The following is a 22,064-nucleotide window of genomic DNA, read 5'->3' as shown; positions in this document are numbered from 1 at the left end:
AGGGGAAATGACGGAACTACGCCATTTTTCGAGCGCTGTTGCATCCGAACACCGGTGGGACGCCCGGTCGGGCCGGCTATACTGCCCAGCCGCCATAGATGTGCGGCACCCGATTTTTTCTGATCGCGCCCGATGACGTCCAGCTTCCGCGTTTCCATACTGCCCACCGTGCTGGTCGCCCTGGCTCCGATTGCGCTGCTGATCCTTGGCGGCTCCAGCGGCATGTTCTACGCCCTCATGCTGTCCTGCATGGTCGTCGCCGGCACGAGGGCGGGCGAGGCCTGGTCGCGCTTGCGTCCCTACGGGTGGCTGATCCTTGCCCTGTGCCTGCCGCTGGCAGCCACCCTGTTCAGCCAGACCGTCACGCACACCTGGCGGTCCACCGAGATCGAACGCGCGTGGCGCGTGTCCCTGGCCTTCCCCCTGCTGTTGGCCGGCCTGGCCGTGCTGGACGCCCGGCTGCTGCGGCACTTCGTGTGGGGCCTGCTGGCGGCGAGCGCCGCCTCGTTCGCGGTGGTGTTCTACCTCTCATGGCCTTCGTTCGAACGGCCGGTCACCCCGCAATTCAATGCCGTCAGCTACGGCAACCTGATGCTCCTGACCGGCGTGCTGGTGCTCTACAGCCTCGAATGGACGCTCACGCGCATGCCCACGCTGGAGAAGTATGCCAAGCTGACGCTGGGTTGTGCCGCCTTCCTGGGGTTCATCCTGACCCAGACCCGCACCGGCTGGCTGGCGGTGCCCCTGTTCGCGATCATCGCCCTGATGCTCAGCCGCCGCATGCGGCACCCTTTGCGCACGCTGGCCATCCTGGTTGCCATCGTGGCCGTGCTGGCCGCGGCGGGCGCCGCCAGCAGCGGCCTGCGCGACCGGGTGGCCCAGGGCTTCCAGGAAGTGCGGCAATGCGAGACGGTCGACCAGACGGCGGACACGTCCATGTGCATCCGGCTGCAGCTCTGGCGCTCGGCCTGGGCGATGTTCCAGGCCCACCCCTGGACCGGCGTGGGCAACGGCGCGCGATTCGTCGAGGAATTGAAGCTGCGCGGCCAGCAGGGCAAGGTCTCCGCATATGTAGCCGAAGGTTTCGGGGAAACGCACAACGACCTGCTGATGGCATTGGCCGTGCACGGCGTGCCGGGCGTACTGGCCATGCTGGTCCTGTACCTGGCCCCCGCGTGGCTGTTCCTGCGCCGCATGCAACGCCATCACCCCCAGGCGGGCCGGACCGCCGCGGCCATGGGCCTGGCGATATGCCTGGGTTTCGCGATCTTCGGCCTGACGGAATTGATGTTCCGGGGCATGCGCTCGCTCAGTTTCTACGTCACCATGCTGGCGGTCCTGGCGGTGCTTTCGCGCCCAGGGGCGATACCGGACGATACTTCCCCGCAACGCCCGCAGTAGCCAAGCGCGGCATATCGCGCCAGAATGGTTGCAACGGCCCGCTGAAGGCCGTCCTGAAAAAGGAGACAACCATGCGCATTGCCGATGCCCAATGGATTCCTTCCTCGCCCCACCAGACCTGGGCCGCGCTCATCGATCCCGTCGTGCTGCAGCGCTGCCTGCCCGGCTGCATCAAGGTGGAACAGCGCAGCCCCACCGAATACGGCCTGGTGATACGTACCAAGGTGGCCGGTTTCGAGACCGACTATGAAGGCGAGATCCTGCTGTCCGACGTCGACGCGCCCAACGGCTGCACCCTTGCTTTCGAAGGCAAGGGCCAGGCGGCCGGCCTGGCCATCGGCACCGCACAGATCACCCTGGCGGCCAAGGAGGAAGGCACCCGCCTGAGCTACACGGTGGCCGCGATGGCGGGTGGCAAGCTGGCCGAGCTGGGCGAACTGACCATCATGAAGGCCGGCGGCAGGATCGTCGACAAGTTCTTCGGTGCGTTCATCGAGCACATGGCGCGGCAGCCGCGCCTGGCGCCGCCGCCCCCGCCGCCCGAACCCGAACCGCGCGGACTGTCCAGTTCGCGCTGGTCCTGGGCGATGGCGCTGGCCGTGGTAGTGGTGCTGGTGGGCTATCACACGCTGTTTCGATAGCGCTTCGGGCGGCGGGTCGGCGGTGATATTCTTGGCGGCATGAACACGCCGCCAGCAGGTTCGCAACCTCCTCCCGCATCGCCCCCCAATTCCACCCCCGAACCCGCCCGCTCGCGCCACGACCTGCTGATGGCCATGGCGGGCGTATCGGCCACGGTGGTCCTGGTCGCCTTCGACTCCACCATCGTCAGCACCACGCTGCCACGCGTGGCGGCCGCGCTCAACGGCATGGCGCTGTATGCCTGGGTGGGCACCGGCTACCTGCTGGCCACCGCGGTTTCGATCCTCATCTTCGGCCGGCTGGGCGACATGTACGGCCGCAAGCCGCTGATGCTGGCCTCCGTCATCATGGTGTCGCTGGGCTCCATCGCCTGTGGCCTGTCGCAGACCATGCAGCAGCTCATCGCCTTTCGCACCTTGCAGGGCATCGCGGGCGGCATGATGATCGCCACGGCCTTCGCCGCCCCCGCCGACCTGTTCCCCGACGCCAGGCAGCGCGTGCGCTGGATGGCGCTGGTGTCCGCCGCGTTCGCCATGGCCAGCGGCATCGGTCCCGTGCTGGGCGGCGCCGCCACGCAGGCGCTGGGCTGGCGCGCGGCGTTCTTCATCTCGCCCGTCGCGGGCGCGGCGGCGCTGTTCCTGTTGGCGCGCTATTTCCCCGCCATCCGTCCCCAGGCCGCCGCGGGCGAGACGCGGCGCATCGACTGGCTGGGCAGCCTGCTGCTGGTCGTGGCGGTGGGCGCGCCGCTGGCGGCCATGGAAGTCGCCTTCGCGCCCGGCGACACGGCGCACCCCGGGCTGGGCCTGGGCCTGGCGCTGGCCGGCGTGGCCGCCGCCGTGCTGCTGGTGCCCTACGAGCGGCGCTTTCCGTCGCCCATCTTTCCGCTGCGCGTGCTGGACGGGCGCGAACAGCAGCTGCTGAACCTGTGCTCGGTGGCCGTGGGCGCCGTCATGTTCACGCTGATCTTCTACAGCCCGCTGCTGCTGCAGCACGAGCTGGGCTACACGCCCAGCCAGGCCGGGCTGCTGCTCACTCCCCTGGTGGCCGCCATCTCGGTGGGCAGCCTCATCAACGGCCGGCTGTTCCCGAAACAGTCCGAGCCACAGCGCCTGATGGTGTTCGGCAGCGCCTTGCTGGCCGCGGGCTCGGGCATGGTGCTGGCCATCGGCGCCGGTACGCCGGCCTGGTGGATCCTGGCGGCCTTCTTCGTCAACGGCACCGCATTGGGTTTCCTGTTGCCCAACCTGACGCTGTTCATGCAGATGCTCAGCGAGCGGCGCGACGTGGGCGTGGCCTCGGCGCTGGTGCAGACCACGCGTGCCGTGGGCAGCGCCGCCGGAACGGCGCTGGTGGGCATCGCCATCTCGCATGCCTCGGTGCTGGACGGCGTGCGTGCCGGCCTGGCCATGTGCATCGTGCTGTCGCTGGCCAGCGCACTGCTGGCCCACCGCATCAAGATGAAGAACGTCGTCACCCGATAAGCGATACGCACACGCCATGACCCGCCGCGATGGCACCGACCTCCTGCTGCTGGCCGCCGTATGGGGCGGCTCGTTCCTGTTCATGCGCATTGCGGTGCCCGAGTTCGGGCCGGCCGCGCTGATGGAACTGCGCGTCGGGCTGGCCGCACTGTTCCTGCTGCCCCTGGCCGCCCTGCGCGGCAAGCTGCCGATCATCGCCCGGCGCTGGCCCGCGGTGCTGGCGGTGGGCACCTCCAACGCGGCCATCCCCTTCCTGCTGTACGCCTACGCGGCCCAGTCGCTGGGCGCGGGCTTCCTGTCGGTGGCCAATGCCAGCACGCCGGTGTGGGGCGCGGTGATCGGCTGGCTCTGGCTGAAGGACAGCCTGCCGGTGCGCCGCCAGATCGGGCTGGCCGTGGCCATGGTGGGCATCGTGGTGCTGGTGTGGGACAAGCTGGAGTTCCAATCCGGCGGCACGGGCCCGGCCGTGCTGGCCGCGGTCTGCGCGCCGCTGTTCTACGGCGTGGCCGCCAATGCCACCAAGCGCTACCTGGCCGGCGTGGACGCGCTGGCCAACGCCACCGGCAGCATGATGGCCGCCGCGCTGGTGCTGCTGCCCCTGGCCATCTGGCGCTGGCCGGCGCAGCCCGTGTCGTTCGAGGCGTGGAGCGCAACGGTCCTGCTCGCGCTGGCCTGCACGGGCATCGCCTACATCATGTTCTTCCGCCTGATCGCCAACGTGGGGCCGACGGGCGCGGTCAGCGTCACCTTCCTGGTGCCGGTGTTCGGCGTGCTGTGGGGCGTGTTGTTCCTGAATGAAGACCTGACGCCGCGCATCATGTCGGGCGCCGGCATCATCCTGGCGGGAACGGCGTTGACGCTGGGGCTGACGGACCGGCTGCGGGCCGGGAAGCGCCCCGGCGCCGCCTAGCGGCTACCTGGGACTGCGGGGTCGGCGCGCGGCGGCAGGTCCGGCCGGCTGTCCGAACGGCGGCCCGCCTAGTACTGCCCCGACTTGCCCGTCAGCGCCACGCCCAGGCGCAGCATCAGGTACGAGGCCGCGTCCACCACGCGCCGCACCCAGCCGCGCTTCAGGTATTCCTGCGGCACGACGCGGCGGCCGCCGGTCTCGATGGCATGCTCCAGCCGCTGCTGCAGCTCGAGCGCGAACGGGGGATCGTCCACCACTACGTTGGCCTCTCGGGCCAGCAGCAGGCTGAACGGATCCAGGTTGGACGAGCCCACGCTGGCGATCTGGTCGATGACCGCCACCTTGGCGTGCAGATAGCCCGGCATGTACTCGTAGATCTCGATGCCGCCGGCCAGCAACTGCTCGTACAACGCACGCGTGGCGTAGTACTGCATGCGGTACTCGGGCTTGCCTTGCAGCAGCATGCGCACCCGCACGCCGCGCGCGGCCGCCTGCAGCAGGGCGCGGCGGAACAGGCGCCCCGGAAAGAAGTAGGCGTTGGCGATCAGGATCTGGTCGCGCGCATGGCGGATGCCGTACAGATAGGCGCGTTCGAAGGTCTGGCGAAAACGCACGTTGTCGCGCAGCACCAGCGCCGCGCGATGCGTGCCCGCGGGCGCCGCGTCGCCCCGCACCGGCTTGACCAGCCGCATGTCGCGCCACTCGCGTGGATGGCGGCGCAGGCGCGCCCAGTTCAGGCGCACCCACATCAGGTCCTGCGCGTAGACGATGTCGGCCACCAGCGGCCCGCACACCTCCACCGCGAAGTCGAAGCGCGGCGCCCCCAGTTCGTCGCTGGGCTCCAGGTCGTCGAAATCGTCGACGACATTGATGCCGCCCACGAAGGCGCATTCGCCGTCGATCACGGCCGTCTTGCGGTGCAGGCGCCTCAGCCGCGCGCGCGAGAACGCCAGCTTGCCCAGCCAGCGCGGCTCCGGGCGGAAGATGCGGCATTGCCCGCCGGCCGCCACGATGCGCGCCTGCACCTCGTGCGCCGTGTCGTTGCTGCCGAAGCCGTCCAGCACCACCCGCACCTTCACGCCGCGCCGCACCGCGGCCTCCAGGCTTTCCAGCACGCGGCGGCCGGTGCGGTCCGGGATGAAGATGTAGGTTTCCAGGTGCACGCTGGACTGCGCGCGGTCGATGGCCCCGCACAGCGCGGGAAAGAAATCGGCGCCGTTCTGCAACAGCCTGACGCTGTTGCCGTCGACCCAGGTCAGGCCGATGTTGGTGTTCTTCAAGGCAGTTCCAGCTCGGCCAGCAAGGGGGCGTGGTCGGACAGCCGCGACCACTGGCGCCCGTGCAGCACGCGTGCGCTGCGCACGGCGAAGCCGCGCTGGTAGATTCGGTCCAGTCGGAACCACGGGAACACCGCCGGGAAGGTGCGCGGCGGCGGCACTGGACAGTAGGCGCCGCCCATGCCCAGCTGGTTGATGCGCTCGAGCATTCCCGGATGCTGCCGCGCCCCGCGCAGCGTCTGGCCCAGGCGCCGCACCGAATCGCGCAGCTTGGGCAACTCGCCGCCCTGCGAGCGCGGCGCGTTGGAGAACACCTCGTACAGGCCCAGCTGCTGCACGAACAGCGGCGCCAGCTTGTCGCCCCAGTCGTTGAAGTCGCCCGCGATGACCACGGGCTCGTGCGCGCGCACCTGCGCCGCGATGCGGTCGGTCAGCGCCTGCACCTGGCGCGAGCGGCTGGCCGCGAACAGGCCCAGGTGCACCACGAAGCAGTGCACCGTGGTGCCGCCCACGTCGATGCGCGCGTGCAGCAGCCCGCGCTGCTCCAGGCGATGGTCGGAGATGTCCTGGTTCTCGAAATCGAGAATGGGATAGCGCGACAGCAGCGCGTTGCCGTGATCGCTGCGGTTGCGGATGGCATTGCGGCCGTAGGCCACCTGCATGTGCAGCGCCGCCGCCAGCGACTGGTGCTGCTGGTCGATGACGGTGGCGGTCTCGTTGCGGCCCTGGACCTCCTGCAGGAAGACCAGGTCGGGCCGCAGGCCGTACAGGCCCAGGCGCAGCTCGTTCAACGATTCACGGCCACCCAGGGCCGAACGGCCCTTGTGGATGTTGTAGCTGACGACGCGCAACAGAGACATGAAAGTACGGCGCCCTTCTGAAACCCGGGGCGGCGGCCACCCGGCAGGGCGGCCGCCGCGCGGCTTACTTCGCTTCGACGTTGCGCAGGCGGATGTGCAGCTCGCGCAGTTGCTTCTCGTCGACGGCGGACGGGGCCTGCGTCAGCAGGTCCTGTGCGCGCTGCGTCTTGGGGAAGGCGATCACGTCGCGGATCGACTCGGCGCCGGCCATCATGGTGATGATGCGGTCCAGGCCGAAGGCGATGCCGCCATGCGGAGGCGCGCCGTACTGCAGTGCGTCCAGCAGGAAGCCGAACTTCTCGCGGGCTTCCTCGGCGCCGATCTTCAGCGCGCGGAACACCTTGCTCTGCACTTCCTCGCGGTGGATACGGACCGAGCCGCCGCCGATCTCCCAGCCGTTCAACACCATGTCGTAGGCCTTGGCGTAGGCCTGGCCCGGATCGGTCTGCAGGAAGTCCTCGTGGCCGTCCTTGGGGCTGGTGAACGGGTGATGGGCGGCGGTGTAACGGCCTTCTTCCTCGTCGTATTCGAACATCGGGAAGTCGATGACCCACAGGGGCTTCCAGCCCGCGGTGAACAGGCCGGTCTTCTTGCCGAACTCGCTGTGGCCGATCTTCACGCGCAGCGCGCCGATGGCGTCGTTGACGACCTTCTCGCGGTCGGCGCCGAAGAACAGGATGTCGCCGTCCCGTGCACCGGTCCGATCAAGCAATTCCTTCAGAGCAGCGTCATGGATGTTCTTGACGATGGGCGACTGCAGGCCTTCGCGGCCCTTGGCCGTTTCGTTGACCTTGATGTAGGCCAGGCCCTTGGCGCCGTAGATGCCCACGAACTGCGTGTAGGCGTCGATCTCGCTGCGGGGCATGGCGGCGCCGCCCGGCACGCGCAGCGCCACGACGCGGCTGCCGGCGGTGGTGGCGGCCGAGGCGAACACCTTGAATTCCACGTCGCCCATCACGTCGGTGACGTCGGTGAATTCCAGGTTGACGCGCATGTCGGGCTTGTCCGAACCATAGCGCTGCATGGCTTCGGTCCAGGTCATCTGCGGGAACGGAGCGGGCAGCTCGACGCCCTGCACGACCTTGAAGACGTGGCGGATCATGCCTTCGAAGATCTCGCGGATTTCGAATTCGTTCAGGAAAGAGGTCTCGCAGTCGATCTGCGTGAATTCGGGCTGGCGGTCGGCGCGCAGGTCTTCGTCGCGGAAGCACTTGGTGATCTGGTAGTAGCGGTCGAAGCCCGACACCATCAGCATCTGCTTGAACAGCTGCGGCGACTGCGGCAGCGCGAAGAAGTGGCCGGCATTGACGCGCGAGGGCACCAGGTAGTCGCGCGCGCCCTCGGGCGTGCTCTTGGTCAGCATCGGCGTTTCGATGTCGACGAAGCCCAACTCGTCCAGGAACTTGCGCACCTCGATCGACACGCGATAGCGCAGCATCAGGTTGCGCTGCATCTGCGGGCGGCGCAGGTCCAGCACGCGGTGCGTCAGGCGGGTGGTTTCGGAAAGGTTGTCGTCGTCCAGCTGGAACGGCGGGGTGACCGACGCGTTCAGGATCTCGACTTCCTTGCACAGCACTTCGATCTCGCCCGAGGCGAGGTCGGCGTTGGCCGTGCCGGCCGGACGCTCGCGCACCAGGCCGGTGATGCGGATGCAGAACTCGTTGCGCAGGCGCTCGGCGGTGGCGAAGGCCTCGGCGTTGTCCGGATCGAACACGATCTGGGCCAGGCCGGCGCGGTCGCGCATGTCGATGAAGATGACCCCGCCGTGGTCGCGGCGGCGGTTCACCCAACCGTTCAGGGTGACGGTCTGGCCGAGATGGTCACGACAAACCTGGCCGGTGTAGCAGGTACGCATTGCGGGATGACTCCGTGTATGAACTTGTTCAGCGTAGCAGTGGATCAGGGTTCGGCGCGCGGCGCGGCAGGCGCTGCGGGAACCGGAGGGACGGACTCGGGCGGCACGCCGGACTGCGGCGGCGGCGCCACGACGCCCATCGACACGATGTACTTCAGGGCCGCGTCGACCGACATCTGCAGCTCGACCACCTGGTCGCGCGGCATCATCAGGAAGAAGCCCGAGGTGGGGTTCGGCGTGGTGGGGATGTACACGCTCAGGTGTTCGCCTGGCAGGTACGACGCCACTTCGCCGCTGGGCGAGCCGGTGAGGAACGCGATGGTCCACGAGCCGGCGCGCGGGTACTGGATGAGCACGGCCTGGCGGAACGCGCGGCCGTTGGGGGCCAGCACGGTGTCGCTGACCTGCTTGACCGAGTTGTAGATGGAACGCACCAGCGGGATGCGGCCCAGCAGGCGCTCCCATTGCTCGAGCAGGCTGCGTCCCAGCAGGTTGGCGGCCAGCACACCCGTGGCCAGAACGACCAGGATGACCAGCACGAAGCCGAAGCCGGGAATGTTCACCCCGAACAGCGACTGCGAGGTAAGGAAGCCCGGCACGAAGCCTTCCAGCGTGGTGACCAGCAGGCTCAGCACCCAGATGGTGATGGCCAGGGGCACCCACACCAGCAAGCCGGTGATGAAGTACTTCTTGAACATGCCGCGGCGCCCGGCCATCAGGTCGAGGACGACGAGGACGGCGTCGGCGTGGCGGCGGGGGTCGCGGGCGCGGCGGCCGGGGCGGCGCCTGCGCCATCGGACGCGGGTTTGGCGACCGACGGTTGCGAGCCGTTGCCGCGGAAGTCGGTGACGTACCAGCCAGAGCCCTTGAGCTGGAAGCCGGCGGCGGTGACCTGCTTGGCATAGGCCGCCTGGCCGCACGACGGGCAGACGGTCAGCGGGGCATCGGAAATCTTCTGCAGCACGTCTTCGGCATGGCCGCACGCGGTGCATTTATAGGCGTAGATGGGCATTGGACGGACACTTGCAGGAACACGGCGCCAAGGGCCGCCCACCCAGCAGGCGGGGCGGGCGCGGACGCACGGACGGTCAGCCGGAAAAAACACGGCAAGTCTGGAATTTTAGCCCGAAGATTCGGACAGGGCGTTTACGCGCGTGCCGGCAGACACGGCGATGTCCCTGTCGCGGTTACAAAGCGCCTACAGCAGGAACATCGCGGCCGCCACCAGCGTGGGGGCCGATGCGCAGAGAAACAGCCGCCCCGGCGAGATGCTGCCATCCGGGAAATGGTTCTTCAGGATGGCGAAGCCGGCCGGATTGGGCGCATTGGCGATCACCGTCAGGCCCCCGCCCGTGACCGCGCCGGCCACCAGCATGTAGCGCCAGGCCTCGCTGGTGCCTTCGACCAGCGATCCCAGGTAGGTGAGCGCGGCGTTGTCGGTGATGGCGGTCAGCGCCGTGGCGCCCCAGAACAGCACCACCGGCGACAGGCCACCCAGCAGGTCCTGCAGCCACCACTTCTGCAGGCCGCCCAGCACCACCAGGCCGGCCAGGAAGAAGCCGACCATCAGGCCTTCCTTGATGAGCAGGCGGTTCTGGTGGCGCTTGTAGGCCTCGGCGAAGCCGATGAACAGCATCAGGAGGCCCAGGAATACGGCCGGATGATGGGCCGTGAGCACGATGCCCGCCAGAAAGAGCAGGTGCACCAGCATGACCCAGGGCGGCACGGGCGCCCGCGACGTGTCGGCGTCGTCCGCGTCCACGCCCTTGCCGGTACCGATCGCCCCTTCCAGCAGCGCCGACCGGCACACGATGGTAAGCGCCAGCGCATTGATCACCACGGCTGCGGCGGCCCGCCAGCCGAAATGCTGGGCCATGAACGCCGTGTCCCAGCCGAAGGTGCCGGCCACCATCAGCACCGGCGGCGCGGCGTAGGCCGTCAACACGCCGCCGATGGACACGTTGACGAACAGCACGCCCAGGGTCAGGTACTTGAAGCCCGCGCGGCCGGGCGCGCGGAAATAGCCGTCGCGCAGCAGCAGCGCGGCCAACGTCATCGCGGCGGGTTCGGTGATGAACGAGCCGCCCAGCGGCACCAGCGCCATCACCACGAAGAACGTGGCCAGCTCGCGGCGCACCGGCAAGAGCCGCGCCACCACGCGCAGCAGCAGGCTGACCCCTTCCAGGACCGGCCGGCTGGCCGCCACCACCATGATGGCGAACACGAACAGCGGCTCGGTGAAATTGCGGGTGTCCATGTATTCGACGGCGCTGCGCGTGCCGCCCAGCAGCGCCATGCAGGCCACCAGTACGAAGGCCCACATGCCGAACACGGCCTCGACCTCGGAGAGCATGTGCCAGACGCCGGCGTGCGGCCCGTTGCGGTGCGCCATGCGCGCGAAGAAGGACACGGAGAAAGTGTGCAGGACCGCGATGGCGAACAGCAGCGTCGCGACGATTTCCAGGGGTTGGGGCATGCCGGAGGTCTTATTTATTAAAGGGTGCCGCGCCCGCGCGCGAACTCGCCGGGAATATAGCAGTCACGTCGGCCTGGGCAGTGGAAAAAGCACTCGAAGCCGAGCAAAGACCAGGCGTGCTTGCAATTTATTTGTTAGTACAAATAAACTATGATGACTGTGATCGAAACCCATGTATTTGCTGCTTGGGCGGAAAAGGTATGGACCGACAGCGAACGCGAAGCCTTTGTGGATTGGATCTCGGTCAACCCGGAAGCAGGTGATGTCATTCCCGGCTCGGGCGGCTGCCGTAAAGTTCGCTGGACGCGGGCAGGAACCGGGAAGCGCGGTGGCGCCCGGATCATTTACTACCTGCGGCTGGCCAACGGCGAACTGGTCCCGTTGCTCGTGTATGCCAAATCCAGGCTGGACAATATCTCCGCCGCCTCCTTGGCCAAAATGAAGGAGAAGCTCGATGCCCAAGAACACCGACCCTGACATGACCGACGTCGAAGCCGCGCTGTTGCAAAGCTTGGATCAGGCCGTGACCAGGCAGTTCGCGCGTGTGCATACGCCCGAACAGATCGAGGCACGCCGTCGTGGCCGCCCCGTCGGCAGCACGGCGGAAGTACGCAAGGCGGCTACGACGATCCGATTCGATGAGGAAGTCCTGCGAGCATTCAAGGCCACCGGAAAAGGCTGGCAGACTCGTATGAACGAGGCACTGAAGGACTGGCTCCGTACACATCAGCCGGGATGATCCGCCCAACGCCCGTCCACGGCTCTCGCCTGGGTTCGATTGCGGCGGCTACACCCAGCCGGCCTCCCGCAACAACCGCGCCCCCTTCTCCGCGATCATCAATGTCGGCGAATTCGTGTTGCCCGACGTGATGGTCGGCATGATCGACGCGTCGATCACCCGCAGCCCCTGCACGCCGTGCACGCGCAATTGCGCGTCCACCACGGCCTGCGCGTCGCTGCCCATCCTGCACGTGCCCACCGGATGGAAGATGGTCGTGCCGATCTCGCTGGCGGCCTGCGCCAGGTCCGCGTCGGTCTGCAGTTGCGGACCGGGGCGATACTCCTCGGGATCGAAGCGCGCCAGCGCGGGCTGGGCGACGATGCGGCGGGTCAGGCGGATGCTGTCGGCGGCCACCTTGCGGTCGGCGTCGGTCGACAGGTAATTGCACAGGATCTCGGGCGGGTCGCGCGGATCCGGCGAGGCGATGCGCACGTGCCCGCGGCTGGTGGGCCGCAGGTTGCACACCGAGGCGGTGAACGCAGGGAAGGCGTGCAGCGGATCGCCGAACTTGTCCAGTGACAGCGGCTGCACGTGGTACTGCACATTGGCGCGCGCATGGTCGGGACTGGTGCGCGCGAACGCGCCCAGCTGCGACGGCGCCATGCTCAGCGGCCCGCCGCGCGCGAAGGCATAGTGCAGGCCCATGGCGGCCTTGCCCCACCAGGTCGCCGCCATCATGTTCAGCGTGCGCGCGCGGCGCACGCGGTACACCAGACGCAATTGCAGGTGGTCCTGCAGGTTGCCGCCCACGCCCGGCAGGTCATGCACGACGGGCACGCCATGCGCCTGCAGCAAGGCGCCGGGTCCCACGCCCGAGACCTGCAGCAGTTGCGCCGAGCCGATGGCGCCGGATGCTAGCACCACTTCGCGGTTCGCGCGTACGTCCCGCTCGGGGCCGTCGCCCTGGCGAACCCGCACGCCCACCGCGCGGCGTCCCTCGAACAGCACGCGCGACACCTGCGCGCCCGTCTCCACCGTCAGGTTGGGCCGGCCGGCGATGGGCCGAAGGAACGCCTTCGCGGCATTCCAGCGCACGCCGCGCTTCTGGTTCACCTCGAAGTAATCGCAGCCCTCGTTGTCGCCGCGGTTGAAGTCGTCGACGGACGGCACGCCCGCCTGGGCGGCTGCGTCGCGGAATGCGTCCAGCAGCGGCCAGGTCAGCCGCTGGCGCTCGACGCGCCACTGCCCGCCCGCGCCGTGGAACTCGCTGGCGCCGCCATGGTGGTCTTCGCTGGCCTTGAACAGCGGCAGCACGTCGTCCCAGCCCCAGCCCGGATTGCCCATGGCCGCCCAGCCGTCGTAGTCGGCGCGCTGGCCGCGCATGTAGATCATGCCGTTGATGGAGGAGCTGCCCCCAAGCACCCGTCCGCGCGGATAGCCCAGGCTGCGCCCAGCGATGCCGGGATCGGCCTGGGTGCGATAGCACCAGTCGGTGCGCGGGTTGCCGATGCAGTACAGATAGCCCACCGGAATGTGGATCCAGTGCCAGTTGTCGCGCCCGCCCGCCTCCAGCAGCAGCACCCGCACGGCCGGATCGGCCGACAGGCGGTTGGCCAACAGGCAGCCGGATGTACCCGCGCCAACGATGATGTAGTCGTAACGGGCCGCATGCGGCCGGGCCGTGGCGGGCCGGGCTGCGTTCGTCGTCTCTGACGCGGACGGCGCCTTGTCTGCGGTCATGCGTGTCGTCTCCTCGTGCGTCCGGCAAGCGGCCGGCGCGGACTGTCGTGTTATCCGGCCGTATCTTGCTCCCCATGATGCGGGACCGCAAGCCGTGGTCCACGCGCGGAGAATCAGGCAAGTTTCGTCGCCGCGCGGACTGCGGCGGACATCATGCAGTCCGCGCTTTTTTGAACCTTTCCCCGGTATGCTCGGTCTGTGGGTTTTCAGTCTGTTGTCAGAAACGCGCCTGCCGGTCCGTTCAACACCTGGGCCCCGGGGCGCTCTCCCGGAGAAAGTCGGATGTCTGTTCGCCCAACGTCGGCCTGGCCGGCTGCCGTGCCTGCCCTCCCCTTCCCCTCGAAGCATTCCGCGGGGAGCCCCGCATGACGGCCACCGCGACGACGACGGCCACCACGGCAGACCGCGCCCACGGCTTGTCGGTCACGGACGGCGTGGGGGTGCTGGTCGGGGTGGTGATGGGCATCGGCATCTTCGGCTTTCCGCCGCTGGTGGCACAGAACGCCGGTTCGGTGCCGATGTACATCGCCATGTGGCTGGCCGGCGGCGCGGTGATGCTGATCGGCGCCCTGTGCTATGCCGAACTGGGCTCGGCCTATCCCGACTCGGGCGGCGAATACCACTATCTCAGCCGGGCCTGGAGCCCGCGCGTGGCCCTGCTGTTCGGCTGGGCGCGCGGCACGGTGATCCAGACCGGCGCCATCGCCACCGTGGCCTTCATCTACGGCGAATACGCGCAGCGACTGCTGCCGCTGGGCCCCAACGGCATCACCTTCCACGCGGTCATCTCCATCGTCGCGCTGACGCTGCTGAACATGATCGGCACTTCCCCTTCCAAGCGGCTACAGCTGTTGCTGACGGGGCTGGAGGTCGCTTCGCTGGCCGCCATCGTGGTGGCCGGCCTGATGTCGCTGGGCGCCGAGATGCCGCCCCCGCCGCCGCCCATGCCCATCGAGGGCAGCCTGGCCGGCGCGCTGGGCATGGGCATGGTGTTCGTGCTGCTGACCTACGGCGGCTGGAACGAGGCGGCCTACCTGTGCGGCGAACTGCGCAATCCTGCGCGGGACGTGGTGCGCGTGATGCTGATCGGCACGGCGATCGTGGTGGGCGCCTACCTGCTGGTCAATCTTGCGCTGCTGCAGATCTTCGGCCTGGGAGGCCTGCAGCGCAGCCAGGCCGTGGGCAGCGAAGTCATGCAGTTGGTAGCCGGGCCGTATGCGGCCACGCTGCTGGCGATGACGGTGTGCTGGGGCGCCCTGACGACGATCAACGGCACCATCCTGACCGGCGGACGCGTGTACCACGCGCTGGGGCGCGACCTGCCGGGCCTGCGCAAGCTGTCGGGCTGGAGCGAACGCGGCCAGTCGCCCGCCAACGGCCTGCTGGTGCAGGGCGTGCTGACATTGCTGCTGGTGGGGGTCGGCCACTATGCCGAGAACTCGGTCGAAGCCCTGGTGGCCTACACCGCGCCGGTGTTCTGGCTGTTCATGATGCTGGTGGCCTTGGCGCTGATCAGGCTGCGCCAGCGCGAGCCGCACCAGCCGCGGCCCTTCAAGGTGCCGCTGTATCCCCTGACGCCGATCCTGCTGGCGCTGACCTGCGCGGGCCTGGTGTGGTCCAGCGCGGTGTATGCGGGAATCGGGTCCCTGCTGGGCCTGGCGGTGCTGGCGCTGGGCGTGCCGGCGCTGTATTTCCTGCGGCGGGGATAGGCGTCCATCGACGCGTGAGCCGCTGCTGGTCGCGCATCGGTCAGGGGCACCGGTCAGGGCACCGACCAGCGCATCCGGCTCGCGCCTGGCTGGCAAGGCGCGACCGGCCCATGCCGGCGCGCGTGTCGCGGGGCTGCCCGGCTGCGCGGCATGTCATCGATGGCATGCAGAGCATTCAGCCCTGGCCGCCCATGCCGGCCCCGGTGATCGGCGATGCAAGCGGGGCCTCGGCCGGGGCCGCGGTCTCGCCCTGCGCATCCCGCTCTGCCTGCTCCGCCTGCGCGCGGCGCAGCAGGCAGTACAGCATCTCGGTCGACAGGCCATGCAGCACCAGGCGATGGCCGGCACGCAGCGTCGACATCGGCACCAGCGGGTGCTTGTTGTTGACCAGGATCAGGTGTTCCGGGGCGCCCATCAGCCGCGCGGCGTACACGCCTATCGTCTCGTCCAGCTGCAGCGAATTGGCCGCGCGCCAGAAGTCGTTGTCCGTCAGCAGCAGCTGGTACATCGGCGTGAACAGCTCGATGGCGCTCTGCAGGTCCAGGAAGTTGCGGCGCCGGTTCGGCATGTCTTCCAAGCGCAGGCCGGGATCGTGCAGCATCGAGAAATCCACACGCTCGGGCGCGTGCAGATCGGTGCCCGCGTCGCGCAGCGCCTGGTTCAGGCGGATCACGAAGTTGAACAGGTTCAGGTCGTGCTTGACGAACATCTCGTCGGCCAGGTCGGCGATGGCGCGCGGTTCCAGCGGCGTGGTCGTGATGGGCACCGGCGAATTGCGCGCGATGAACGCCAGCACCTGCGCGCCCAGGTGGAAGTGGCGCAGGATCAGCCAGTTGGCCTGCGGCGACACGAAGTGCTCCAGCCCCCACGCCAGGATGCGATGCAGCAGCTTCGAGCGCGACCAGCGCCGCGGCATGAAGGTCTTGACGATCTGGATCAGGATGATGAAGGCGCGCGCCAGCGGCCGCAGAAACGGCAGCAGATACTGGCGCGACGCGCTGCTGGAGTCCACCAGCCACGCCGTCTTCACCTCGTCGGGCAAGGGTGTGCTGCGGTCCAGGTACAGCGCCAGCCACGGATCCGGATCGGCCGGGTCGTGCGGCCGGTTCAGGAAATCGGGCGTGGGGCTCATCGTGCTGCTCCGGCGGGCCCGCGCAGGCGCGTGGACGTTTGCGCGGTGTCGCGGCGTGTCGACGGATTCATGTTCACTGCTCCGTGATGTGCTCGAACTGCATCAGGTACAGCATGGCCGTGCGGCGTGCGGTATCCACGATGCGGCGCGCCGCGCCCGGCTCTTCGACCAGCAGCACCATCTCCACCGCGGCCAGCCAGCGCGCCAGGTGGTGCTCGTCGTTGTGGCCGTGGTATTCCAGGAACTTGAAGGCATTGGCCGGCAGCGGCAGCGCGGCCTTCAACAGCGGCAGCAGCGCCGGCACGATGCGCTGGCCCGTGCCCTCGATGATGTAGATGGCGCCCAGCAGGCCGATGGGATCCGTGCGGGCCGCCAGACCGTGCAGATAGGCGTTCAGCGCTTCGCCGCCGGGATTGCGGCGCAGCTGGTCGATGTCCTCGACCCGGCCGCCCGCGTTGCGGTAGTCCTGGAACAGGATCTTGAAGTCGTTCTGCTCTTCGCCTGCATGCGTACCGATCAGCGCGGCCAGGGCGGCATAGCGCCCGGAGAGCGAGGCCGCGCCTTCGCGCATCCACTTGCTGCCTTCGCGCACCTGCGGCACCCACTGCGACATCCAGTTCAGATAATCGTCGGTGCCGAAGCGCCCTTCGCGCAAGCTGCGCACCATGGGCGTGCGCCACACGCGCGAACGGTAGTCGTGCCAGATCGAGGCAAGCTCGGCCAGCAAGGGCGCCAGCGCGTCGGGCGCGGCATCGGGGTCGTGCGGCGGCGCGATGGCGTCGGCCTCGGGCCCGGCCGCGGCGCCCGTCGCGGGCGCGATGACCGGCTGGTTGGCGGACGGCACGCCCGGGTCGGCGACGGGCGCGACGACCGTCGCGTTCCGGGCGGCCGCGTGTCCGGCGCTCCCATTCGCCGCCTGCGCGGACACGGCGGCCTCGCCGGCGGAAGCCTTGCGCACGCCGGACGTGTCCACGCCGGACGTATCCACGCCGGCCTCACCCACTCCCGCGATGTCCGCTGCCGCGGCCGCCGCCGATTCGATCACTGCCGACGCCTCGGCGGACGCCGCCGCCACCGCGGCCGTGCGCGGGGCCACCAGCGGCGCGGAGGCGTCCTCGGCCTCGAACAGCATGTACGCCGCGGTGAAGCGTCCCGACTCGGGGATGTAGCACAGCACCTGTTCGCCCGGCCGCAACGTGCGCGTCTCCAGGAACTCGGCCAGCATGATCAGGATGGAGGCCGCCCCCGTGTTGCCGCGCCACGCCAGGTTGCTGAACCAGCGCTCGGGCGGAATGGCCAGCCCGGCCTTGTCCAGCAGGTCTTCCACCACGGGGATGAACTTCGCCGACGAGTAATGGCACAGGAAATGGTCGATGCGCGCCGGCTCCACCCACCCCTCGTGCACCAGCTTGGCGTACTCGTGGATGCCGATGTCGAACAGGTGCGGCAGCAGGCGGATGTCCTGGCGCAGCAGCAACGCGCCCTGCGCCTCGGCCTCGCTCCACGACGAATAGTCCAGGTGCGAGCGCTTGTCCAGGGACTGCCCCAGTTGCATGCACACCGGGTAATCGCCCGAGAACGAGCGCTGGTGCACCCACTTCAGGCGCAGCCGCACCCCGGCCGACGCCCCCGGCACCGCCCCGCCGCCGGTGCCCAGCAGCAGCGCGCCCGCGCCGTCCGACAGCATCCAGCGCAGGAAGTGCGCGTCGAAATCCGCGTTGTAGTCCTGCGCCGCGAAGCGCGAACGCTTGAACAGCCGCGACGGCATCTCGCTGGCCACGGCCAGGGCGCGCGTGTGCCCGCCCAGCTCCAGCCCCTGCGCCGCGGTCTGGATGGCGGCGACACCGGCCGCGCAGATGCCGTGCGCCGACAGCGTCTCCATGGGCGGCGCGGCCAGCTCGCCCTGCACCATGCCGGCCAGGCCTGGCATCAGCAGGTCGCCGCCCGACGATCCCGTGGTAAGCAGCGACACCTCGTCCAGGCCGCGGCCCGTGCGCGCCAGGCAGTCGCGGATCGCGCCGGCCGCCATCTGCGCATTCGAGTGGCGCGTCGCGCCTTCGGTGTCGATGGCGTAGTAGCGTTTCTGGATGCCATTCTCGGCCAGGATGCGCGCCTTGATGCGGCCCGATGCGCGATTCAGCGGCGCGATGTAATCGTCCATCTCATCGTTGGACACGGGCTCGCCGGGCATGAAATAGCCGGCGCTTTCCAGGTAGACGCGTTCAAAGGCGATGGGCATGGCCGGAAGTTCGCTCCTGCAGGTCGAGGGAAATGGGCAAGGACTCGGGATGCATCTGCGCGCGCGTGCGGCAGCGCGGCACCACCAGTCCGACGAGATAGACGCGCAGCATGTATTGCAGCAGTCCGGGTTCGATCAATTCGGGCGGCACGCGATGGCGATACTGCGCGCGGTGCAGCGCGGGCAGTTCCGACCAGTGCACGCGCCCATGTTCGTGATGCGCGGTGTGCAGGCCGATGTTGAACAGCAGCGGATTCACCAGGCCTTCGAAATTGCGCGCGTAGCTCATGCGGCAGCGCCGCTGCGGGCCGCCGTCGGCATGCGCGTGCTGCAGATAGTTGGTGGCCAGCAGCCAGTGCAGGCCATGCAGCTGCGGCACGATCACCAGCAGCAGCGCCTTGCCAGGGCTGACGGCAAGCAATCCGCCCCACAGGCCCAGCCACGCCGCATACTGCGCCATGCAATAGCGCCACGCGCCCGGGCTGCGCGCGCGCAGCCGGCGCAGGCTGGCGAAGAACAGCGGATACAGCACCCACGCCGCCTGCACCGGATGCAGCAGGTAGCCCAGCAGATGGTTGGTGTCGCCGCCGAACCGGTACGTGCGCGCCGCGTCGCGCGGGCCGTGCGCGTGGCGGTGATGGTTGGCGTTGTGCGCCGCGTGGAACACGAAGGTCGGATGCCCCTGCAGCAGGGTCAGCCAGAAATCGGTGGCGCGGTTGGCCCAGCGCCCGCGCCACATGCGCCGGTGCGCGTGGTTGTGGTGGATCACGCCCACGCCCAGCGTCAGGAACAGCATCAGCCCGTACAGCGGCCAGCTCAGCCCATGCACCCATTGCCAGGCGGCCAGGACGGGCTGCGCGGCCAGGTAGGCCACGCTTTGCCAGTCGCGCCGGTTGTGCAGGCTAGGCAGTCGGCGCAACGCGCTCTCCCGGCGCACGGCCCGCCATGCGGGCCTGCGCGGCATCCTCGGCCAGGCGCGTGCCGAACAGCCGGTCCATGAACGTGAACTGGAAACCGTAGTTGCCGTGATAGCAGGCGTGATGCAGATGGTGCCGCCGGCTGGCCGCGAACCAGTGCGCGTACGAGACCCGAGGAAAGAAGTCGTAGTTGGCGTGGCCGATGCAATTGAAGAACAGGCTGAACAGGGGCACGGACAGCAGGGACCAGAAGCTGAAATCGTGCACCACCATGGGCAGCAGGATCACGTTGCCCAGCATCAGCGCCTCGACGGGATGGAAGCTGTAGGTCGAGAACGGCGTGGTCACGATCGAGCGGTGGTGCGGCGTATGGAACCGCCGCAGCCAGCGCGTGTGCAGCAGCCGGTGGTTGATCCAGAAGTGCACGTCGTTCCAGGCCACCAGCGCCAGGATTTCCAGCGCGATGCGCCCGCCGCTGGCGTCGGGCGCCAGCCGCGCCCAGCCCAGCTGCAGGAGGCCCCACGGAAACACCATGCCCAGGCCGAAGATCAGGATCGACACGCCCGATTGCGCCAACTCGCGGCGCAGCTGTCCCGGCGCCAGCGGCCGCGTATCCAGCGGCGCGCCCAGGCCCAGCGCGGGTAGCACGCGGTGCGTCAGCAGCCACGTCGCCAGCCCGAAGACCAGGTAGATGCCGCCGAAGAATGCCAGGCCGTACAGCATGACCTGCCATGCTGCCAGGGCTTCGAATGCTTGCGCCATGTCTTCAGGGCCTGTTGACACTAAAAGGAACCTCGCACGGCCGGGAAACCGGACGGCAGGCTGCGCGTGCGGACCGCCGCCATCGGAAACGGCGGATGATAAGCAATTGCCGGCTCGCCGGGGCATGACAATGATTACCAAATGATTCCATGTCACACGCGATGTCGCAGGAAGCCCGCGCGGACCGTGCAGGCGGCCTGCCCGGCCGCCTGCACGGCGGGTCACGCGGCAGGCGGATACAGGTGTTCCAGCTCGCCGACGGGCGGATATAGCCGGTCCAGCTCGGCCGCCGCCGCCTCCAGCTGCAGCGCCAAGCCCGGCGCCGCCCGCATCATCGGCGCGCGCAATTCGTCGCGCAGCCAGCCCTGGCGGGCCAGCAGGGCCTTCAGCGGCGCGGGGTTGGGTTCGGCATACAGCAGGCGGATCATCGGCGCCAGCGCCAGGCAGAGGCGCCGCGCCGCATCCAGCCGCTGGTCCCGCAGCGCCTGGTACATGGCCACGTACAGGTCGGCGCGCACGTGCGCGGCCGCGGCGATCAGGCCCGCCCCGCCCAGCGCCACCGTGCCGAATGCCTGCATGTCCTCGCCCGCCAGCACCTGCAGGCCGCCATGCGCGATCAGCGCCAGCGTCTTGTCCAGCGAACCGCCGCAGTCCTTGATGGCGGCGATGTTGGGATGCTCGGCCAGCGCCAGCAGCGTGCCGGTGTCCAGCGTCGTGCCCGTGCGGTACGGAATGTCGTACAGCACCAGCGGCACGTGCGCGGCGTCGGCCAGCGCCAGGAAATGCGCCATCGCGCCGCCCTGGCCCGGCCGTACGTAGGCCGGCGCGGCCGACAGCACCGCGGCCACCGGCCGTTCGCGCAGCGCCGCCAGGCGCCGCAGCAGGCGCGGCTGGCTGGCGCCCGCCAGGCCCATGATCACCGGCAGGCCGCCGGCGGCCTCCAGCGTGGCGTCCAGCACGGACAGCTGTTCATCCTCTTCCAGCGCCGCGGCCTCGCCCGTGCTGCCGCACACCACGAACCCCGATACGCCCTGCCCGACGTAATGCCGCACCAGGCGGCGCAGGGCGGCGCCATCGGGCAGGCCGTCGCGAAACGGCGTGACCAACGGAATCCAGACACCCTGGAAAGACATTTGCGATTGCACGGACATGAATACTCCTTCGATACAGACCGTCTGTCGTACCGTGCGGATGTGCCCGTGAATGAAGTGGAGTCGCGCGCCCGACCAGCCCCAGCGCCTTCGCCGCCGTTCCGTCGCCCATCCGACGGAACAGCGAGCTCCGGTCAGATGAGCTGCTGTTTTTTGGCTTTCAGGCCGGCGGCTGCCGTGCCCAGGCTATTGATGAAGATGGCGCACAGGGCTTCCATACCCTGGCGGTCGGCGTCGTCGAAACGGCCCGGGACGGGGCTGTCGACGTCCCACACGCCGATCAGTTCGCCGTCGCGCACCAGCGGCACCACGATCTCGGAACGCGAGGCGGCGTCGCAGGCGATGTGGCCGGGAAATTCGTGGACGTCGGGCACCACCTGCGTCTGGCGCGTGCTGGCGGCGGCGCCGCAGACGCCGCGCGACAGCGCGATGCGCACGCAGGCGGGCTTGCCCTGGAAGGGGCCCAGCACCAGCTCGGCGCCGTCGTACAGGTAGAAACCGGACCAGTTGATGTCCGGCACCGCCTGCCAGACCAGCGCGCTGAAATTGGCGGCGTTGGCGATCAGGTCGTGTTCGCCGTCCAGCAGCCCGCGCATCTGCGACGCCAGCTCGGCATAGAGCTGCGGCTTGGAATCGGCGGAAATGGCTGCGGAAGCGAACATCGGGCGATTGTAGCGGGATTGCGCGCGCGGCCGTGGCCGGCGCGCAACTGTACCGGCCAAAACCGCACCCGGTGCACCGGCCCGCCCCCTGGACCGCGCCGGGCCGTATGGGAGAATGATTGCGCAATT

General features: G+C 68.9%; 20 protein-coding genes. 7 read left to right on the top strand and 13 right to left on the bottom strand.

The window, feature by feature from the left end; translation table 11 throughout:
• Positions 1–132 precede the first annotated feature (132 nt).
• From FS845_RS06065 to FS845_RS06050, 4 genes are all read left to right on the top strand, one after another.
• Positions 133–1,401, top strand: a complete 1,269-nt coding sequence (locus FS845_RS06065) for an O-antigen ligase family protein (protein ID WP_144631429.1) — start codon at positions 133–135, stop codon at positions 1,399–1,401.
• Between the two features lie 71 nt (positions 1,402–1,472).
• Entirely contained in the window at positions 1,473–2,042 is a 570-nt protein-coding gene (locus FS845_RS06060; protein WP_144631427.1) for an SRPBCC family protein, read from the top strand.
• A gap of 129 nt (positions 2,043–2,171) precedes the next feature.
• Positions 2,172–3,524: an MFS transporter gene (locus FS845_RS06055; protein WP_409929271.1), complete on the top strand. Its 1,353-nt coding sequence runs from the start codon at positions 2,172–2,174 to the stop codon at positions 3,522–3,524.
• Between the two features lie 16 nt (positions 3,525–3,540).
• Positions 3,541–4,434 carry a DMT family transporter gene (locus tag FS845_RS06050; RefSeq protein ID WP_144631422.1) on the top strand — a complete coding sequence of 298 codons (894 nt, stop codon included), beginning with the start codon at positions 3,541–3,543 and terminating at the stop codon, positions 4,432–4,434.
• Positions 4,435–4,502: 68 nt separating this feature from the next.
• Here the strand turns inward: FS845_RS06050 and clsB are convergent, their stop codons facing one another.
• From clsB to FS845_RS06020, 6 genes are all read right to left on the bottom strand, one after another.
• Complete coding sequence (clsB, locus tag FS845_RS06045) at positions 4,503–5,714, bottom strand: cardiolipin synthase ClsB (protein ID WP_144631420.1); 1,212 nt, start codon at positions 5,712–5,714, stop codon at positions 4,503–4,505.
• Positions 5,711–6,571, bottom strand: a complete 861-nt coding sequence (locus FS845_RS06040; RefSeq protein WP_144631417.1) for an endonuclease/exonuclease/phosphatase family protein — start codon at positions 6,569–6,571, stop codon at positions 5,711–5,713. The genes clsB and FS845_RS06040 overlap by 4 nt, the downstream gene beginning before the upstream one ends.
• A gap of 64 nt (positions 6,572–6,635) precedes the next feature.
• Positions 6,636–8,426: an aspartate--tRNA ligase gene (gene aspS / locus FS845_RS06035; RefSeq protein ID WP_144631414.1), complete on the bottom strand. Its 1,791-nt coding sequence runs from the start codon at positions 8,424–8,426 to the stop codon at positions 6,636–6,638.
• A gap of 44 nt (positions 8,427–8,470) precedes the next feature.
• On the bottom strand, positions 8,471–9,124 hold the full coding sequence (locus FS845_RS06030) for a DUF502 domain-containing protein (RefSeq protein WP_144631412.1): 654 nt from the start codon (positions 9,122–9,124) through the stop codon (positions 8,471–8,473).
• 17 nt (positions 9,125–9,141) lie between these two features.
• On the bottom strand, positions 9,142–9,438 hold the full coding sequence (locus FS845_RS06025) for an FmdB family zinc ribbon protein (RefSeq protein WP_144631410.1): 297 nt from the start codon (positions 9,436–9,438) through the stop codon (positions 9,142–9,144).
• Between the two features lie 186 nt (positions 9,439–9,624).
• Entirely contained in the window at positions 9,625–10,902 is a 1,278-nt protein-coding gene (locus FS845_RS06020; protein WP_144631408.1) for a putative Na+/H+ antiporter, read from the bottom strand.
• 150 nt (positions 10,903–11,052) lie between these two features.
• On the opposite strand from FS845_RS06020, the gene FS845_RS06015 reads away from it, so the two are divergent.
• Positions 11,053–11,379 carry a transcriptional regulator gene (locus tag FS845_RS06015; RefSeq protein ID WP_144631406.1) on the top strand — a complete coding sequence of 109 codons (327 nt, stop codon included), beginning with the start codon at positions 11,053–11,055 and terminating at the stop codon, positions 11,377–11,379.
• Entirely contained in the window at positions 11,357–11,641 is a 285-nt protein-coding gene (locus FS845_RS06010; RefSeq protein ID WP_260986185.1) for a BrnA antitoxin family protein, read from the top strand. Before FS845_RS06015 ends, FS845_RS06010 begins: the two co-directional genes overlap by 23 nt.
• A gap of 48 nt (positions 11,642–11,689) precedes the next feature.
• Here the strand turns inward: FS845_RS06010 and FS845_RS06005 are convergent, their stop codons facing one another.
• A complete protein-coding gene (locus tag FS845_RS06005) occupies positions 11,690–13,363 on the bottom strand; it encodes a GMC family oxidoreductase (protein WP_144631404.1) in 1,674 nt (557 codons plus the stop codon).
• Positions 13,364–13,728: 365 nt separating this feature from the next.
• On the opposite strand from FS845_RS06005, the gene FS845_RS06000 reads away from it, so the two are divergent.
• Positions 13,729–15,072 (top strand): APC family permease, encoded by a 1,344-nt coding sequence (locus tag FS845_RS06000; protein ID WP_144631402.1) that lies wholly within the window; start codon positions 13,729–13,731, stop codon positions 15,070–15,072.
• Positions 15,073–15,247: 175 nt separating this feature from the next.
• Here the strand turns inward: FS845_RS06000 and FS845_RS05995 are convergent, their stop codons facing one another.
• From FS845_RS05995 to FS845_RS05970, 6 genes are all read right to left on the bottom strand, one after another.
• Entirely contained in the window at positions 15,248–16,204 is a 957-nt protein-coding gene (locus FS845_RS05995) for a DUF6999 family protein (RefSeq protein WP_260986184.1), read from the bottom strand.
• Positions 16,205–16,277: 73 nt separating this feature from the next.
• Positions 16,278–18,443, bottom strand: a complete 2,166-nt coding sequence (locus tag FS845_RS26780; RefSeq protein ID WP_260986183.1) for a beta-ketoacyl-ACP synthase III — start codon at positions 18,441–18,443, stop codon at positions 16,278–16,280.
• Positions 18,427–19,407: a fatty acid desaturase family protein gene (locus FS845_RS05985; protein WP_144631400.1), complete on the bottom strand. Its 981-nt coding sequence runs from the start codon at positions 19,405–19,407 to the stop codon at positions 18,427–18,429. The genes FS845_RS26780 and FS845_RS05985 overlap by 17 nt, the downstream gene beginning before the upstream one ends.
• Positions 19,346–20,122 (bottom strand): sterol desaturase family protein, encoded by a 777-nt coding sequence (locus tag FS845_RS05980; RefSeq protein WP_144631398.1) that lies wholly within the window; start codon positions 20,120–20,122, stop codon positions 19,346–19,348. The genes FS845_RS05985 and FS845_RS05980 overlap by 62 nt, the downstream gene beginning before the upstream one ends.
• Before the next feature lie 221 nt (positions 20,123–20,343).
• Positions 20,344–21,273, bottom strand: coding sequence for a 4-hydroxy-tetrahydrodipicolinate synthase (gene dapA / locus FS845_RS05975; protein ID WP_144631396.1), 930 nt, complete (start codon positions 21,271–21,273; stop codon positions 20,344–20,346).
• A gap of 134 nt (positions 21,274–21,407) precedes the next feature.
• Positions 21,408–21,935: a GAF domain-containing protein gene (locus FS845_RS05970; RefSeq protein ID WP_144631393.1), complete on the bottom strand. Its 528-nt coding sequence runs from the start codon at positions 21,933–21,935 to the stop codon at positions 21,408–21,410.
• Positions 21,936–22,064 lie beyond the last annotated feature (129 nt).

Source organism: Bordetella genomosp. 13 (genome assembly GCF_007679965.1).
Lineage (GTDB): Bacteria > Pseudomonadota > Gammaproteobacteria > Burkholderiales > Burkholderiaceae_B > Bordetella.
Note: the sequence above shows the minus strand (reverse complement) of the source record. Positions and strands in the feature narration are given on the sequence as shown.

Coding starts and splice junctions, on each gene's coding strand:
- FS845_RS06020 (WP_144631408.1), bottom strand. CDS start 10,902: ATGCCCCAACCCCTGGAAATCGTCGCGACGCTGCTGTTCGCCATCGCG.
- FS845_RS06000 (WP_144631402.1), top strand. CDS start 13,729: ATGACGGCCACCGCGACGACGACGGCCACCACGGCAGACCGCGCCCAC.
- aspS (WP_144631414.1), bottom strand. CDS start 8,426: ATGCGTACCTGCTACACCGGCCAGGTTTGTCGTGACCATCTCGGCCAG.
- FS845_RS06040 (WP_144631417.1), bottom strand. CDS start 6,571: ATGTCTCTGTTGCGCGTCGTCAGCTACAACATCCACAAGGGCCGTTCG.
- dapA (WP_144631396.1), bottom strand. CDS start 21,273: ATGTCCGTGCAATCGCAAATGTCTTTCCAGGGTGTCTGGATTCCGTTG.
- FS845_RS05970 (WP_144631393.1), bottom strand. CDS start 21,935: ATGTTCGCTTCCGCAGCCATTTCCGCCGATTCCAAGCCGCAGCTCTAT.
- FS845_RS06005 (WP_144631404.1), bottom strand. CDS start 13,363: ATGACCGCAGACAAGGCGCCGTCCGCGTCAGAGACGACGAACGCAGCC.
- FS845_RS05985 (WP_144631400.1), bottom strand. CDS start 19,407: ATGCCGCGCAGGCCCGCATGGCGGGCCGTGCGCCGGGAGAGCGCGTTG.
- FS845_RS06060 (WP_144631427.1), top strand. CDS start 1,473: ATGCGCATTGCCGATGCCCAATGGATTCCTTCCTCGCCCCACCAGACC.
- FS845_RS06065 (WP_144631429.1), top strand. CDS start 133: ATGACGTCCAGCTTCCGCGTTTCCATACTGCCCACCGTGCTGGTCGCC.
- FS845_RS06015 (WP_144631406.1), top strand. CDS start 11,053: ATGATGACTGTGATCGAAACCCATGTATTTGCTGCTTGGGCGGAAAAG.
- FS845_RS05995 (WP_260986184.1), bottom strand. CDS start 16,204: ATGAGCCCCACGCCCGATTTCCTGAACCGGCCGCACGACCCGGCCGAT.
- FS845_RS06025 (WP_144631410.1), bottom strand. CDS start 9,438: ATGCCCATCTACGCCTATAAATGCACCGCGTGCGGCCATGCCGAAGAC.
- FS845_RS26780 (WP_260986183.1), bottom strand. CDS start 18,443: ATGCCCATCGCCTTTGAACGCGTCTACCTGGAAAGCGCCGGCTATTTC.
- FS845_RS06050 (WP_144631422.1), top strand. CDS start 3,541: ATGACCCGCCGCGATGGCACCGACCTCCTGCTGCTGGCCGCCGTATGG.
- FS845_RS05980 (WP_144631398.1), bottom strand. CDS start 20,122: ATGGCGCAAGCATTCGAAGCCCTGGCAGCATGGCAGGTCATGCTGTAC.
- FS845_RS06030 (WP_144631412.1), bottom strand. CDS start 9,124: ATGTTCAAGAAGTACTTCATCACCGGCTTGCTGGTGTGGGTGCCCCTG.
- FS845_RS06010 (WP_260986185.1), top strand. CDS start 11,357: ATGCCCAAGAACACCGACCCTGACATGACCGACGTCGAAGCCGCGCTG.
- FS845_RS06055 (WP_409929271.1), top strand. CDS start 2,172: ATGGCCATGGCGGGCGTATCGGCCACGGTGGTCCTGGTCGCCTTCGAC.